The sequence below is a fragment of the Gorillibacterium timonense genome (genome assembly GCF_001457415.1).
GTDB classification, from domain to species: domain Bacteria; phylum Bacillota; class Bacilli; order Paenibacillales; family NBRC-103111; genus Gorillibacterium; species Gorillibacterium timonense.
In genome coordinates this window covers 1,053,848-1,069,888 of sequence record NZ_LN881724.1, presented here as the reverse complement: position 1 = coordinate 1,069,888, position 16,041 = coordinate 1,053,848, and the positions used below count along the sequence as shown (strand labels likewise).

The following is a 16,041-nucleotide window of genomic DNA, read 5'->3' as shown; positions in this document are numbered from 1 at the left end:
ATTATACAGGACAATCCCGAAGTGCGCAAGTCTTTTTTTGAAAAAACTTTATTAGCGCTCGAAACTCATTCATTCCTTCTCTTCCGTTACAACGCCCTGGTTTTTGGTCAGAAGCGAGGACAGCTCCTTCATAAACACATTGATGTCCTTGAACTGGCGATACACGGATGCGAAACGGACGAAGGCGACTTCATCGACGGGATACAGCTCATCCATGAGCAGCTCGCCGATATCGCGACTCTCGACTTCGGAGAGGGCTGTTTCGCGGATCTTCCGCTCCACCTCAGACACGATGGCTTCCATCTGTTCGACCGATACCGGACGCTTCTCGCAAGCCCTCATCAACCCGCGCAAAATTTTGTCGCGGCTGAACTCCTCCCGGCTTCCGTCCTTTTTGACGACCATGAGCGGGGTCTCTTCCACCATTTCAAAGGTCGTGAAGCGGCGCAGGCAGTTTTCGCACTCACGCCGTCGGCGAATGGATTTGTTTTCGTTGGCAGCACGGGAGTCCAGCACTTTGGTTCCCACGTGATCACAATAGGGGCATTTCATTAAGGGCACCTTCCCTCGCGGTAATTAGTGAGTTGTGAAAGAATGTCCAAGCCTCGCGGGACGTAAGCCCGAAGGCGGTGGTTGAAATTGCCATCCTCATCCTGAATGAAGTCCTCGCTACGGCACATAATACAGGTACCAACTGACGAGGAGGTGACACACATGGGAGCAGGACAATCTCGCAGCAGCAACGTTTTGGTTGTTCCCCAAGCCAATCAGGCTTTGGATCAACTGAAATATGAAGTTGCCCAAGAGCTTGGCATTCAAATTCCGCAAGACGGTTACTACGGCTATATGGCATCCCGCGATACGGGTGCAATCGGAGGCCACATCACCCGCCGTCTTGTCGAAATCGCCGAGCAGCAGCTGGCCGGCAAATAATGATTCATTCTTAACCCGAAAGTAAAGCGAAGTGTCGGACAAGCAGGATAGCTTGTCCGGCGCTTCTTTCTTTAGCGGTAGACCTGAACGTATTTGGAGTAATAATACTCCACGGACTTCACATATTTGCGGGTTTCATTGATGGGAATCCGATCCGCTTGTTCAAGCGTTCCATCCCATGTTTTATCTTCCAGCCAGCGTGCCACCTTGCCGTGTCCGGCATTGTATGCAGCGGAGATGGCCGTCCGATTGCCGCCAAAGCGGTCGTTTAAGTAATTCAGATAACGGGCGCCTAACTGAATGTTTACCTTCGGGTCCTTTAGATCTCGGTTTCGAAGCGAAGCGAGCGAGCTGTCCCGCTCAATCAGCCAGTTCGCCGTATCCGGCATCAACTGCATGATGCCGAGTGCACCCTTGTGGGATTCCGAGGAGGTCCGATAGTTGCTCTCTACCCGGATGATGGCCGCGATGAGCAACGGATCTACCTGATTGGCCGCCGCAGCCGCTTCAATATCCTCTCGGTACTGAATGGGATAGATCAGACGGCCTATCCACGTATTATTGTAAAAAAGCACAAGCATCATCGCAAGAAAAAGAAGGGCGTAAAATCGCTTTTTACGGATTCTTTTCATGACAGCCCCTTCTGCCGCCAGAAATCCGCTATCTGACGTTCGGTTTGTTCCAAGGTTCCGTCATTATGGATGAGGATGTCAGCCCGTTTCGCTTTCTCCCCAATCGACATCTGCGAAGTTATCCGCTGCTCCGCTTCTTCGCGGGTAAGACCGTTTCGCTCCATCAACCGTTCCGTTTGCAGAGACGGAGGTGCATATACGACCATCACTTCCTCAAAAAGCTCTTCCATTCCGCTTTCATACAAGAGTGGAACATCTGCAACGACCAGCTTGTCCGGATGATCCGCGGCAAAATGATCCATTCGTCTGGAGATTTCCGCTATGATAAGGGGATGAAGAATGCCATCCAGCACCTCGCGTTCCTTGGGATCGGCAAAGATTCGCTTCCCCAGCTCCTGCCGATGAAGGGAACCGTCCGGCAGCAGCATGTCCCGGCCAAAATGCTGAACAATCCGTTCCAGGCCAACACTCCCCGGCTCCACAACCTCCCGGGCAATGAGATCCGCATCGACGATAAATGCACCGCGGTCGGCCAACATGGCCGCCACGATGCTCTTGCCGCAAGCGATTCCTCCGGTAAGACCGATATTCAAGGCTGATCACTCCTTACAACATCTTCATGATCCCCATTAAGATCAAGATACAGCCCGGCAGCGCCGATACTCTTCGAATCCAATCGAGTCCGGAAAAGCGATAGCCGACCCGAAGTCCGCTCGCAAGGAAAAGCCCGCTTGTTCCTGCAATAATAGCCGCCGTCATCAGGGGCGGGTATCCAATGAGGGCTGCCCCGATTCCTGCTCCGAAAGCATCAAAAGATAATGCGATTCCGAGAAGTCCCGCTTCCGCCGGCGAAATGATGCCGGATCGGTCCATGTCGGCGGCCGATGGGGTACGCAGAATTTGAATGACAATCCCCATCCGCTTCCACTCAAAGGTAAACAGCGGCTTCGTTGTTTCTGGGTCCTGTAATTCCGAGTCCTGTACGGAAGAGTCGGCCCGCTTCTCCTTTCGACGATCCGATGCTTCGCTCTCCGGTTCGTCCTTCTGCATGCTGACTTGGTAAACCGTCCAAATCCCGATCCCAATCAAGATCATAGCCCCAATATCCTTGGCCATGACCGCTGGAATAAAGCGCAGCAGCCAAACTCCAAGCTTCATGGACAACAGAATCACGAGCGCGGAACACAGGGAGATGATCACGAGCGATAGGAACGGAATGCGAATCTTGCGCAGGCCATACATCGCTCCGACTCCAAAACCGTCCAAGCTTACGGCAAACGCTAATAGCAACAGGGACACGATCGACGACAACGCGTTGCCCTCCCTTGTGCCGACTGGGAAGTCGGCAGATTAGGTCCGCCTTCAGAAGCGACCCAATCTCAAGATATGGCGGCGCGAGCCGAATCGTGCACTCATTTTTGGGCGGGGATTCGCTGGCACTTCGGACAATAATGGGTCCCGCGTCCGGCGAGCCGGGTCTTCTCGATGAGCTGCCCGCAAGTTCGGCACGGCTTACCCGTCTGCCCGTATGCGTGGAGCTGCTGTTGGAACATGCCCATCTCGCCCTGCCCGTTGACATAGGATTTAATCGAGGAGCCGCCCGCTTCCACCGCCTCCTGAAGGACGGTCGTAATCGCATCATGCAGCTTCTTCATTTCTTTGGCGGATAGGGAATTAGCCGGCCTTTCAGGATGAAGGCCGGCCCGGTGGAGCGCTTCGTCGACGTAGATGTTGCCGAGACCCGCAACTGCTTCCTGATTGAGAAGCAGCGGCTTAAGCTTGGTCGGCTTGTCCCCAATCCGATTCTTAAGTGCCATCGGGGTAAAAGCTGGATCGAGCGGTTCCAATCCCAGTTTATGCAAGGGCGGAAGGTTCCATTCTTCCCCCGCCTTGAAGATATGCATGGTACCAAATTGACGGACGTCCCGGTAACGCAGCTCGGTTCCGTCTGTCAGATGAAAGATGACATGGGTATGCTTCTCAATAGGCTCATCCGTCGGGTACACGCCATAACGGCCTTCCATCCTCAGGTGGGAGACGAGCGTCAGATCGTCTAGAAGAAAACGAATGAATTAGCCTCGGCGTTCAATGCCTTGGATGGTTTGCCCGGCTAGTGCCGCTGCAAAGGCATCCGGTTCGGCGGGCCGCTGAATAATCCGGGGGAGCATGACGCTGACCCGCTCTATGGTTTTCCCGGCTACAAGCCGGTTTAACGTACGGACGACGGTTTCCACTTCGGGTAGTTCCGGCATGGCCTTATTCCTCTCTTGCTCTAAGATGATGCCATGGTTCCAGTTGCTTATTAGGCTTATGGGCTGCCTATTTCAAGGTGCTGGACATGACTCCCTTAAGCATACCGCATCCTAAGCAAGGTGACCACCTTTTCCGCTCATTTCCTGCGGGCAGCTCGCTGCCTTCTCGACCATGAATAGCTCGTACACGTGGGTTAAAAGATGAACCCGTGCGGAATCCTCATTTTGCCTCGTACCAGTCCGCTCCGTATTCCACTTCTACCTTCAGCGGGACATCGAGAGCGAGAGCGCCCTCCATGACTTCAGGCACCAGCTGTTTCATCCGTTCGACTTCTTCCTCCGGTACTTCGAAGACCAGTTCGTCATGCACCTGAAGCAGCATGCGGCTGTTCAGCTTCTCGTCCTGCAGGCGTTTCGCCATCTGCACCATCGCGAGCTTGATGATGTCGGCCGCTGTTCCTTGAATCGGCGTGTTCATCGCCGTCCGCTCTGCAAAGGACCGCAGGTTGTAGTTGGAAGCATTGATCTCCGGAAGGTAGCGGCGCCGGTTCAGCAGAGTCGTTACATAGCCATCGCGACGGGCGGTTTGGACGATATCGTCCATGTATTTGCGCACGCCCTGGAAGATGGCGAAATACTGTTCGATGAATTTGGCCGCTTCCGCCCGGGAAATATCGAGGTTTTGGGACAGGCCGTAATCGCTGATTCCATAAACGATACCGAAATTGACGGCCTTCGCCGAGCGGCGCATGTTGCGGTCAACCTGATCCTCCGTGACGCCAAAGACGTCCATGGCGGTCTTGGTATGAATATCCATGTTGTGATGGAAGGCATCGATCAGCCGCTCATCCTTGGAGATGTGGGCAAGCACGCGCAGCTCAATCTGCGAGTAATCCGCAGATATAATCTTCCAGCCTGGTTCAGACGGAACGAAGGCTTTGCGGATCTTACGCCCTTCCTCCAGGCGGATCGGGATATTTTGCAGATTGGGATATTGGCTGCTGAGCCTTCCGGTCGCCGTGATCGTCTGACGGTAAAAGGTATGGATCTTCCCGGTTTCGGGACGAACTTCTTTCAGCAATCCTTCAATATAGGTGGACTGAAGCTTGGCCAGCGTCCGGTAATCGAGGATATGCGCGACTACCTCATGGCGGCTGCGCAAGCGTTCCAATACCTCCACATCGGTAGAGGGACCGGTCTTTGTCTTCTTGATCACGGGCAGCCCGAGCTTATTGAACAGGATCTCGCCCAACTGTTTGGGAGAGTTCAGATTGAACTCCGTCCCGGCATGGCGATAGATATCGGCCACAAGCGCTTCGATTCGCTGCTTGAGCTCGTCGCCGATCGCGTTCAGCACCTCCGGAGCGATCTTCATGCCTTGGAGCTCCATATCGGCGAGAACGCCGGCAAGAGGGAGCTCCAGGTCGAAGAATAAGCCAGACATCTCCTTCTCATCCAGCTCCTTCTTCTGAACGGCTGCAATCTTGGCGATTGCAGCCGCTTTCCGCTTCAGATGGCTGCTGAGTATTTCAGCCTCCGGCAGCTTGAACTTGGCACCTTTGCCATACACTTCGGTGTCATCGGCGATTCCAGGCAGACCGTACTTGTTCACCATAGCGTGCAGGGTGAGCGTCGATTCCGTCGGATCGAGCAGATAAGCGGCGAGGACCACATCGAAATCGCAGCCGTTCAACGGAATGCCGCGCCAGGCAAGCGCCACCTTCGCCCGGTGAACGTCGCAGACCGTTTTCGGAATAGCCGGATCGCTCAGCCATTCCCGGATCGATGCCGCTTCCGGCAGCGCGAGCAGATCCTCTGTCATGAAATAACCGGATTCCCCTGCCAGAAAACCAAGTCCAGCCAAGTCGGCCACATGAGGGTTATCGCCGATCGTCTCGATGTGAACAGCTTGAACATGGGGAAGCTGCTCGATCAAGGCTCCCAGAGTGTCTGACGTAAGAAGAATTGTCTCCATGATATCCTGATCCTGGGCCGTGGCGGAAGAACTCGTCTCGCCTTCTCCGTTCTCCGCAGGTCCTCCCGCATCCGCTCCAACCGGATGCGTTCCTCCGGAGAAGTCCATCTTTTCCAGCAGTGACTTAAACTCCAGCTTGCGGAACAGTCCGCCGAGGGACGGTCCGTCATAACCGGCATACTGCTTGTCCTCCCAAGCAACGTCCATCGGAACCTCGCGGAAGATGGTCGCGAGCTCCTTGCTCATCCGCGCGTCGTCTGCGTGAGCCCGCACCTTTTCCCCGAGCTTGCCTTTGATGCCGTCTGCTGCTTCGAGCACTTCCTCTACGGTCGGATGCTCATGGAGCAGCTTGAGCGCCGTCTTCTCACCGACGCCGGGAATCCCGGGAATGTTGTCCGAGGTATCGCCCATCAGTCCCTTCAGATCGCGGATCTGGTCGGGGACGAGGTCATAGACTTCCTTGATATGGGCCGGATCGAAGCGCTCCGTTTCGCTGATCCCTTTGCGAGTCAGTGCGATGGTGACCCGGTCGGATGCAAGCTGCAGCATATCCTTGTCACCGGAGACGATGACCACTTCCATCCCCGCCTCTTCGCCTACACGGCTCATCGTTCCGATGATATCGTCGGCTTCATAGCCTTCCAGCTCAAACTGGGCGATGCCGAAGGCCCGTACGAGCTCCTTGATAAGGGGGTACTGCTCGGACAACTCCGGCGGGGTCTTGGCCCGGCCGCCTTTGTATTCCTGATAGCCGGAATGGCGGAAGGTGATCTTGCCCGCGTCGAAGGCTACGAGAAAATGAGTCGGCTTCTCCTCTTCGATCAGTCGGAGCAGCATGGTAGTGAAGCCGTATGCGGCATTCGTATGTAATCCGGAGGAATTGCTTAACAAGGGGAGCGCGTAGAACGCCCGGCTGGCAATGCTGTTTCCGTCGATCAGTACAAGTTTGCTCATGACACACCTCTTCGTTAACGAGTTCTAGTGTCATCATAGCATAACGGGTCTGCTGGATAAAATGATTCCCTGCGGCATACGCATGAAGCAGAGGGTATGCCGTCGGAGGTTGGTGCTGCGCACCGGAAGCTACCGCTGCACACCGGTGGCTCCAGCTACAAAACGGAGGTTGCCGCTGCACACCGGCGGCTGCCGAAGCATCATTGACGATCAGTTGCCCTTATTCGGCGGATCGGGAAGCTCCCCCAGGCGCGCACCAAACCGGCTTTTAGAAGGAGGCCGACTATGGACAAATGGACGGAAGGCGCGGGTAAAAAAGCCGTGTTCTTCGATTTGAACGGTACCCTGATTGACTCGAAGGCCAGCTTCGACAGCGCATTCCTAACTGTATTCGAGGATATGACAGGACGCTGGGCTGTGGATAAGGCTGACTTCTGCCAGAGCGCACTCGATCTCTTCCATAAGGAGCAGGAGCGATTGTCGGGGCGATCGGCCAAGGACAAGTTAAATCCTGCAATCATCCGCTTTGCCTGCTTAGCAAAGGCGCTGGAGGGCCTTCCATTCGGCAAAGATCAGGCGCTTATCCACCGCCTGGACCGAACCATCCGCGAGCGGCAGGAACAACACCCGATCCTGTACCCGGGTGCAAAGGACATTCTTGCCGAGCTGTCGAGCGAGCGAAAGCTTGCCCTCATCAGCAACGGCAGCCGAGAACGGTTATTGCGGCGGGTCAGCCATTCGGGGCTTGACGCCTTTTTCCCCCCGCACCGCATCTTCACATCCATGCCCGGTAAGCGAGGAAAACCGCATCCGGAAGTGTTTCGTCAAGCCATGCAAGCGCTCGGCGTCCGGCCCGGCGAGTCCTTGATGATAGGCGATTCGAAGATCAAGGATGTGGCAGGGGCTCTCCGTGTCGGCATGGACGTCTGCTGGTTCCGACCGGAAAAAGAGAATGCAGCGCCTGTCATGCAAAAAAAAGACCAGGGCTGGCTTCTTCAAGCGACTACCCTTCAAGAGGTGGCCTCGCTGTTTCGCTAAACGGGATTAGAATCTCCAGCATATAGGCAAGAATGGATCCGAATTCGACATTAAGGAAACTTGGCTGTAAAAAAATGACCTCGTCTTCCACTTCACCGTGGACAATGAGGTCATTTTGGGCTTCTCTCCTATTCTTGCTCGGCATCGACTAGACGTTCAAATCTTTGCGCTTGCCGGTCACCATGTAGATGACGCCTTCGCCGATATTCGTCGTGTGATCTGCTACCCGCTCGATGTAATGCGAGACGAGCATCAAGTGCGTAAGCTGGCGGTTCACCCGCAGATCATTGCCCATCATCCCCGTCAGCTCGGTGAGAACCTTGCTGTACAGGCTATCCACCTGGTCGTCCTTCTCGGCCAAAGCGGCCGCGCGCTGAATGTCGCGTTCCGTGTAGGAGCGAATGCATTCGCGCAGCATTTCGATGGCGAGCTCCGCCATATAAGGGATATCAACCAGCGGCTTGACCAGCGAGTCTCCCGCCATTCGGAGCGTCACCTTGGCGATATCCACCGCATGGTCGGCAATCCGTTCCAGATCAACGGCGATCTTCATCGCCATGCCGATGATGCGCAGATCGCTTGCGAGCGGCTGCTGCAGAGCAATTAGCTTCAAGCTGCGCTCTTCGATCTTCATCAGCATCGCATCAATCGTGTCGTCCACCTCGACGATCTCCCGTGCCATCTTGTCGTCGATCGTCTTGAGCGATTCGACCGACTGGCGGATTTGCTCTTCGACGAGCCGACCCATGGCGAGCAGCTCAAGCTGCAGCTCATCCAAGGATTGGTGGTAGTTTGATCTCGTATCCATGGAAATACCTCCTTAGCCGAATCGTCCGGTAATATAATCTTCCGTGCGCTTGTCGCTCGGAGTCTGGAACATCTTCTCCGTGTTGCTCGACTCGATCAGATAGCCATTGAGGAAGAATGCCGTGGTGTCGGAAATCCGCGCCGCCTGCTGCATGTTGTGGGTGACGATGATGATGGTATATCGATCCTTAAGCTGTCCGGTCAGTTCTTCCACCTTAAGGGTGGAAATCGGATCGAGTGCGGAGGTCGGTTCGTCCATGAGCAGGACGTCCGGCTCCACCGCCAGGAGACGGGCGATGCATAGCCGCTGCTGCTGACCGCCGGACAGACCGAGTGCAGATTTGTTCAAGCGGTCCTTGGCTTCGTCCCAGAGTGCCGCTTGCTTCAGGCTGCGTTCCACAATCGCGTCCAGATCGGCTTTCTTTTTGATTCCATGAATCCGCGGGCCGTAAGCAATGTTATCGTAGATCGACATTGGGAAGGGGTTGGGCCGTTGGAACACCATGCCCACCCGTTTGCGGAGCGATACGACGTCCGTGTCCGGTGCGTAGATATCTTCGCCTTCCACCACAACTCTGCCGGTGATCCGTACATTGTCGATGAGGTCGTTCATCCGGTTGAGCGTGCGTAAAAAGGTCGATTTGCCGCAGCCAGAAGGTCCGATCAGCGCGGTGATGGAATTGCTTTCTATGCCTAGATTGATATCGTATAACGCCTGGTTGTCGCCGTAATGCAGATTCAAGCTCTCAACTTGGATTTTATGCGATTCGTTCACGGTTTATTTCCCTCCGGTCAGTCTTTTTTGAATAATCCGGCCCGGAATGGCGATGGCCAGATTGAAGATCAGCACGATCAAGATGAGCAGAGCAGCGCTTCCCTTGGCGATCTGATCCGCATCGGGGGCAAGCGACGAAGAACCCGAGTACCAGAGGTGAACGGCGAGCGTACCTCCCATTTCCTTAAGCCCAAAGTTCGGGAACGTCCGGGAAGCGGCCGTACCGGCGGTATAGATCAGAACGGCCGTTTCGCCGAGCGCGCGTCCGGCTACGAGAGTGATCCCGGTGATCAGCCCCGGTAAGGCAGAGGGAAGCAGCACCTTACGGATTGCCTGCCAGCGGCTTGAACCAAGCGCGAGAGACGCCTCCCAATATGAGCCGGGAACGGTGCGAAGCGTTTCCTCCGTCACCCGGACAAGGACCGGCAGATTGAGCAGCGAAAGCGTTGCGGCACCGCTGATGATGGAGATTTTCCAGCCGAACCAGCTCACGAAGAGCAGCGCTCCGAACAGGCCGAAGACGATAGAGGGCACAGATGCCAGCGCTTCAACCGAAAGCCGAATCAAGTTAGTGAACCAGTTTTTCTTGGCGTAAACCGCGAGGTAGATACCGGCACCGATCCCGATCGGCAAAGATACCAGAAGCGAGAGAAAGAGAATGTAGAACGAGTTGAACAGCATCGGGCCGACGCCGCCGCCTGCGGATACTTCAGACGGACGCCCCGTGATGAAGTTCCACGATAGATGCGGCAAGCCTTTCCCTAGAATATCGACGAGAAACCAAGCGAGAATCCCAATGATGACGATGCCGGACACCCAGAAGTAGAGGGTTGCCACGCGGTCTGTGGTCTTGGAATGAGTCTTATTCATTTCACTTCACTCCTTCCGGCCACAAAACGAATCAGGAGAATAAGCGACATCGACAAGAGAAGAAGCATAAGCGCCATCAGGTAGAGCGAATTATTCCAAGTCGTATTAAAGAACGTATTGGCCATGTCTTTGACGATCGCTGTAGTCAATACGGTTGTCGAATCGAGCAGAGACTTCGGGACAACCGGCGCGTTCCCGATGACCATGAAGACCGCCATCGTTTCGCCGATGGCACGTCCCATTCCGAGGATGACCCCCGTCAGGATCCCTGGACGGGCAGCGGGAAGAAGAACCCGCCAGATCGTCTGCCAACGGGTAGCCCCGAGGGCGAGCGACGCTTCTTCGAGACGACCGGGCAGCGAACGGAGCGCATCCTCGGACACCGAGAGAATGGTCGGCATGATCATGATCGCCAGCACAATGGCCGCCGGCAATATTCCGTAGCCCGCACTGCTGGAACCGTTGAAATGCTTACCGAGAAAGGGAACAATGACAGTCAACCCGATAAGTCCATAGACAACGGACGGAATTCCGACAAACAGATCAGCAGCCGGACGCATAATCTCCCTCATCCATTTCGGAGCGATCTTTGCCATGAACACAGCGCCAGACAAAGCGAGCGGAACGGCTAACAGGATCGACAGCCCTGCTAACAGCAAGGTGCTATACAAGAACGGGAGCGCGCCAAAAGACGGATTATCCGACGAGGGGCTCCATTTGGTGCTGAAGAAGAATTCGGCAACGGATACATCACGAAACGTCTTGCTCCCCTGGATCCCGACGAACACGATGATGGAAAAGATGACGGCCGAAACCAGGACGGCGCTTCCGATAAACAGATTGCGCATGAGGCGGTCCTTGCGGGCTTGTCTTTTGGACCAGGGTGTTGCCAGATCCTTCCCGCCCCGCTTCGCATTGCTGTTGTTCCGCTCCGAAATGACGGACATGTTAAAACCTCCGAATCAAGAATAGCGCCCGTTGGCGCCTCCCCCATCCCCTGCCAGTTTGCCCAGAGGAATCAGGAAGAATGTCTCACTGCCCCTTTATCATAAGAAATGAGTGTTAATTGAAAAGCAGGCATTTGTTAACTCCGTGTAAACATTAAGCAATTGTAAAGGGCTGTGCCGAATGCAAAACAGGTGAGAACACTCGCGCTCAACAGCAAGATAATGCTTGGTATGACGGAGGGCGGTCTTCCCCTTTCATCCCCTAACGAAAGTTCACATCCTGGTACGCAGTCAACCCAAGCCGTGTGGATTAGAGCAGCGTCGATATACCATGGTTTTTGAAGACACGCTTTAGTAAAAAAGAGCCTCCGAAGAGGCTCTGGAAAGGGAGCTGCGATTCAGCGCACCTCGCCTCTCTCCGATGATTTATTGCTTAACCAGATCGGCAGGCAGGAAGCCCATTTTTTCAACTTCTGCGCTCTCGATGAAATCTTTGCTCATGATGTACTCGAGGAATGCCTTGACGGCTCCTTGCGGTTCGCCTTTGGTGTACATATGCTCAATGCCGTACAGGATGTACTTACCGCTTGCAATGTTTTCTTTCGTGTACTCGGCACCGTCAAGCTTCAAGCCTTTCACTTGATCCGATACGTACGGAGCGTCGACATAACCGATTGCGCCCGTTCCTTGAGAAACTGCTTGAGCTACCGTCTTGCTGGATTCTTGCGTTACGCCACCGGTTGCGAATTCGCCGCCGTCGAGAATGATCTTCTTAACCAGCTTGCGGGAGCCGGAGCTCTCTTGACGGTGGATCAGGTTGATGGCCTTGTCTTCTCCGCCGACTTCTTTCCAATTCGTGATTTTACCGGAGAAAATATCAGCTGCTTGCTGCTTGGTGAGGTCGTCCACCGTAACATCCTTGCTCACGATGAGAACGAAAGGAGCAACCGCAACCACGTGGTCCACCAATTGATCTTTGTATTGATCATCTGCCGTTACGTCTGAGTTGCCGATATCCGATACGCCGCCAGCTACGTTCTTCACGCCCGTGCCGGAGCCGCCGCCCGTTACTTTAACATCTACTTCGGAATGAATCCCCATGAATTTGTCGCCTGCGAGCGTGACGAGCGGCTGCAGAGCAGTCGAACCGGAAGCTGTTACAGAGCCTTCAACTTTCTCAGCAGCAGGAGATTCGGAAGCTGCAGCCGACGGTGCTTCACTAGCGGACGGTGCCGTCGATGCGGCTCCTTCTTTCTTTTCCCCGCAGCCTGCGAGCAACCCCATGACCAAGACAAATACAATCGTAAGACTCCACCATTTTTTCGACATGAATCCATGTCCTCCTTCTCGCTATTCGTATGTGCTCTCTATCTTGCCTACGAATCCATCATACCGGGGCTATGTTAACGAAAAACATGCGCAAGGTTAAGCGAATGTAAATTTTGCAGCGGCTATTGCGTTTACACAATCTTTACAAGAAGCGCAACTTGCATTAATTCTCCCTCCTTATACTGAGAGCAAGGTTGCCAATGATTTCTAGCGGTTATTATCCACACGGAGGAGATTCCCTTGAAGCTGTCCGCACGGTTCGGCAAGTTACGCCATTCACTAATGGTACGGTACGCACTCGGTTTTTTTGCAGTCATCGTCATTTTTTGCGCTTCATCCACCTTCACCCTCATTCAAGTGAGAACGGCTAACGGCTATTACGAAGAACGGGCCGACAAGACTGCACTCAAGCAATCCGCCTTGGAGGTCAAGGTTCTGATTCAGCAGATGAAGGATCTCTCTTCCGGGTACATGCTGTCCAGAGAAGAACAGTATGCGGATGCCTTTAATGAAAAAAGACCGGAGCTCGATGCCCTTGTCAAGCGGATCGGCACATCGGCGGAGTCGGAGGACGGCCGTAAAAGGCGAGGCAAATTCAACTCATCTGTCGACACCTTCATCGATACGTTCGACAGAGCCCTCTTCGTCGTAAAAGAAAGCGGCATGCAAGAAAGCGACATCGCTCGCAATTTGCAGATGGTCTACTCCGAATCGCAGGAAGCCCGGGATGCTGTGTTCGAATACGTAGATGCTTATTATGCGGAATATACTTCGGCCGAGAAGACCGCAATCGCTGAATCGGAGAAGCGGATGGGCACGACGGCTGAAGTCATGGCAGCGGCTCCCGTTCTTACAGCTCTTGTTTCGATTTTGATAGCCTTCCTGCTCATCCGTTCCTTTATACGGCCTGTCCGAAGATTGGAGCTGGCTGTGAAATCTGTGGCGGACGGCGATCTGAATCATCTCATTGAATCCAAAGCCAAGAACGAGCTGGGACGTTTAAGCGGAAGCTTCGATTCGATGACCCTTCAGATGAAGGAGATGGTGTTGTCTTCGAATCGGATCTCCAACAAGCTGACGGGCTACTCCTATGAGCTCAAGCAGTTTTCACAGATCACTGCCTCGGAAAGTGAGGAGATGGCTCAGAACATCTCCGGGATCGCCGAAGCGGCAGGTAAACAAGCGGCTGGAGCGGAAAGCATCGTCCGCGCCATCTCTGAGCTGAAGAAGGACATGCATCGGATCGGAGAAGCGACGGAGATCATGGAACGGGCAGGCACTCGGGCCGAGCAGGTTACAGAGCAATCCGGGGAAGCATCCCGATCGCTGCAGGTGGCTTCGCAGCAGTCCGATGCTTCTATCCGTACGGCCGTCACTTCCATGAAAGAGCTATCCGCTGGGTCCGGTCGGATCGGAGAGATGATTCGGTTCATCGGAGAGATCGCCAAGCAAACGCAAATCCTGTCCTTGAATGCGGCCATTGAAGCGGCGCGCGCCGGCGAGCACGGCAAAGGCTTTCTCGTCATTGCGGACGAAGTGCGCAAGCTGTCCGTAGAGACAAGCCAATCTGCGAGCCATATCGCAGAGCTTGCGGAGGGATTGCTTCGTCAAACCGAACAAACCGAGATCAACCTGCTGCAAGCGAGAGACCGCCTGCACTCGCAAAACAACCGGGCCGAAGAGGCCATCCGCGATTTCCTCTCCATTGGAAACGAAGTGGCGGAGATCAGCGGGATGATTCGACAAATTCGGAAGCAGGTTCAGAGTGCGGAGCAGGAGACCATTCTCATGTCTGGTATCGTGGAAGATACCGCAGCAGCGGCGGAACAGACGGCGGCGGGAGCCGAAGAGACGAACGCCGTGGTCGTCCGTCAGAATGAAGCGGTCTTGCAGGTGGCCGGGCAAGCCGAGGAGCTTCACGACCTCGCGAGCGAGCTTCGCCGTGAAATCGGAAGGTTCCAGGTGGAAGATCTTCATAAAGATTCCAAGGAATGCACACAATAAGACAATCATTCCCTGCATCTCTGGAGGACATATGGATACATCCGAACTTTCCAACGACATATCAGTCAGCGTGCAAACCCTGGAAGCCCTGTTTACGGGCAGCTCCGATATTGTTTTTCATCGGCTCCTGATTGAAAACTCGCTTGAAGCCGAGCTGATCTATGTCGAGAACATGTGTGACATGCAGCGGGTGGAGCGCGGAGTATTGATCCCCCTTCAGAAGATCACCCGGGACCATGCGCTTTCCCCTGGCCATCTCGAAAAGGTTCTTCCCATCGGCAAAGTCCAGATCATTACGAAACGGGACGAAGCGGTCCATCACATTTTGAGTGGCAATCCCGTTCTGCTGGTGGATAAGCTGCCTCATGCCTTCGCGCTCGGCCTCGCAACCTGGAATCAGCGCTCCATCGAACAGCCATCCGGAGAAAATGTCGTTCGCGGTCCTCACGAATCCTTCAATGAGACGATGGCAACGAATCTATCCATTCTGCGCCGCCGCTTGCGGACGCCGGATTTGAAGACCAAGACCGTCTCGACCGGTCTCATCTCCGATACACCGCTTACGGTCGCCTATCTGCAGAATATGGCCTCTCCCGAGCTTCTCGATGAAGTCATGAGGCGGTTGGAGGCCGTTCGTCGTGACTCGATCCTGGAGAGCGGTATGCTGGAGGAGTTGATTCAAGACAATCCCTACTCTCCTTTTCCCCAACTGCTCTCGACGGAACGACCCGACGTCGTCACCTCCCAACTTCTGGAAGGGAGAGTTGCAATCTTTACGGAGGGAACCCCCTTTGTTCTTATCGCTCCGGGTAATTTCTTCAGCTTCATCCAGTCGCCCGAGGATTATGACAATGCCTGGAAGGGCTCGATCACCCGGTTACTGCGTTACCTCTACCTGATCATCGCGCTGCTGCTACCGGCCGCCTATGTCGCCATCGTCACCTACCATCAGGAAATGATTCCGACCAACCTGCTCCTCACCATCGCCAATACACGAGAGCAGGTCCCCTTTCCCGTCTTGGTCGAGACATTGCTGATGGAGCTTATGTTTGAAGCACTGAGGGAGGCCGGTTTGCGCCTGCCCAAGCAGATCGGCTCCGCCGTTAGCATTGTCGGAGCACTTGTCATTGGGCAGGCGGCCATCTCCGCAGGCCTCGTTTCCCCCCCGATGGTGATGGTTGTTGCGATCACCGGGATCGCTTCCTTCATGGTGCCGCATTACGCGATCAGCATCCCGCTGCGTATGCTAAGGTTCCCGATCATGATCATCTCGGGGATGCTCGGGCTAGTCGGGTTCGTCCTCAGTTTTGTCACGGTGATCATTCATATGGCCGGGCTTACCTCCTTCGGAGTGCCCTATTTCAGCTTGCAGCGGGCGAGTGAAGTGAAAGACACACTCATTCGAGCACCTTTTCGACAACTGGAAAACCGTCCGTTCATGAGTTCCTACTCAGAGAATATACCCGGATATCCTCAAGGGCCGTCATCGAAGGGAAACAGCGGCTCGGGAGGAAAGGAGAGCTAA

General features: G+C 54.6%; 14 protein-coding genes and 1 pseudogene. 4 read left to right on the top strand and 11 right to left on the bottom strand.

All coding sequences use genetic code 11. The features are described 5' to 3' along the window. Positions 1-69: 69 nt before the first annotated feature. Positions 70-552 (bottom strand): transcriptional regulator NrdR, encoded by a 483-nt coding sequence (gene nrdR, locus BN2684_RS17455; RefSeq protein ID WP_058303412.1) that lies wholly within the window; start codon positions 550-552, stop codon positions 70-72. Between the two features lie 162 nt (positions 553-714). Here nrdR and BN2684_RS17450 point away from each other — a divergent pair, with 162 nt between their 5' ends. Continuing rightward, positions 715-933, top strand: coding sequence for an alpha/beta-type small acid-soluble spore protein (locus BN2684_RS17450; protein ID WP_058303411.1), 219 nt, complete (start codon positions 715-717; stop codon positions 931-933). Positions 934-1,004: 71 nt separating this feature from the next. On the opposite strand, the gene BN2684_RS17445 is transcribed toward BN2684_RS17450, so the two are convergent. The 5 genes and pseudogenes from BN2684_RS17445 to polA all read right to left on the bottom strand — a co-directional run bounded on the left by BN2684_RS17445 (position 1,005) and on the right by polA (position 6,746). After that, a complete protein-coding gene (locus tag BN2684_RS17445) occupies positions 1,005-1,565 on the bottom strand; it encodes a lytic transglycosylase domain-containing protein (protein WP_058303410.1) in 561 nt (186 codons plus the stop codon). After that, positions 1,562-2,158: a dephospho-CoA kinase gene (gene coaE / locus BN2684_RS17440; protein WP_058303409.1), complete on the bottom strand. Its 597-nt coding sequence runs from the start codon at positions 2,156-2,158 to the stop codon at positions 1,562-1,564. Before coaE ends, BN2684_RS17445 begins: the two co-directional genes overlap by 4 nt. 13 nt (positions 2,159-2,171) lie before the next feature. Then, a complete protein-coding gene (gene ytaF / locus BN2684_RS17435) occupies positions 2,172-2,876 on the bottom strand; it encodes a sporulation membrane protein YtaF (RefSeq protein ID WP_058303408.1) in 705 nt (234 codons plus the stop codon). Positions 2,877-2,977: 101 nt separating this feature from the next. Next, positions 2,978-3,817 (bottom strand): annotated as a pseudogene (gene mutM / locus BN2684_RS17430) (DNA-formamidopyrimidine glycosylase). Between the two features lie 220 nt (positions 3,818-4,037). Then, positions 4,038-6,746, bottom strand: a complete 2,709-nt coding sequence (gene polA, locus BN2684_RS17425; protein ID WP_058303407.1) for a DNA polymerase I — start codon at positions 6,744-6,746, stop codon at positions 4,038-4,040. Between the two features lie 285 nt (positions 6,747-7,031). On the opposite strand from polA, the gene BN2684_RS17420 reads away from it, so the two are divergent. Then, positions 7,032-7,784 carry an HAD family hydrolase gene (locus BN2684_RS17420; RefSeq protein WP_058303406.1) on the top strand — a complete coding sequence of 251 codons (753 nt, stop codon included), beginning with the start codon at positions 7,032-7,034 and terminating at the stop codon, positions 7,782-7,784. A gap of 148 nt (positions 7,785-7,932) precedes the next feature. Here the strand turns inward: BN2684_RS17420 and phoU are convergent, their stop codons facing one another. From phoU to BN2684_RS17395, 5 genes are all read right to left on the bottom strand, one after another. Further along, positions 7,933-8,592, bottom strand: a complete 660-nt coding sequence (gene phoU, locus BN2684_RS17415) for a phosphate signaling complex protein PhoU (protein WP_058303405.1) — start codon at positions 8,590-8,592, stop codon at positions 7,933-7,935. 12 nt (positions 8,593-8,604) lie between these two features. Then, positions 8,605-9,366, bottom strand: coding sequence for a phosphate ABC transporter ATP-binding protein PstB (pstB, locus tag BN2684_RS17410; protein ID WP_058303404.1), 762 nt, complete (start codon positions 9,364-9,366; stop codon positions 8,605-8,607). Between the two features lie 3 nt (positions 9,367-9,369). Then, positions 9,370-10,236 carry a phosphate ABC transporter permease PstA gene (pstA, locus tag BN2684_RS17405; protein ID WP_058303403.1) on the bottom strand — a complete coding sequence of 289 codons (867 nt, stop codon included), beginning with the start codon at positions 10,234-10,236 and terminating at the stop codon, positions 9,370-9,372. Further along, complete coding sequence (gene pstC, locus BN2684_RS17400; protein WP_316245532.1) at positions 10,233-11,084, bottom strand: phosphate ABC transporter permease subunit PstC; 852 nt, start codon at positions 11,082-11,084, stop codon at positions 10,233-10,235. Before pstC ends, pstA begins: the two co-directional genes overlap by 4 nt. A 525-nt stretch (positions 11,085-11,609) precedes the next feature. Then, on the bottom strand, positions 11,610-12,512 hold the full coding sequence (locus tag BN2684_RS17395; protein WP_058303401.1) for a phosphate ABC transporter substrate-binding protein: 903 nt from the start codon (positions 12,510-12,512) through the stop codon (positions 11,610-11,612). A gap of 240 nt (positions 12,513-12,752) precedes the next feature. Between BN2684_RS17395 and BN2684_RS17390 the strand changes: the two genes are divergently transcribed. Both BN2684_RS17390 and BN2684_RS17385 read left to right on the top strand, forming a co-directional pair. Next, complete coding sequence (locus tag BN2684_RS17390) at positions 12,753-14,516, top strand: methyl-accepting chemotaxis protein (protein WP_058303400.1); 1,764 nt, start codon at positions 12,753-12,755, stop codon at positions 14,514-14,516. 31 nt (positions 14,517-14,547) lie between these two features. Continuing rightward, on the top strand, positions 14,548-16,041 hold the full coding sequence (locus BN2684_RS17385; RefSeq protein ID WP_058303399.1) for a spore germination protein: 1,494 nt from the start codon (positions 14,548-14,550) through the stop codon (positions 16,039-16,041).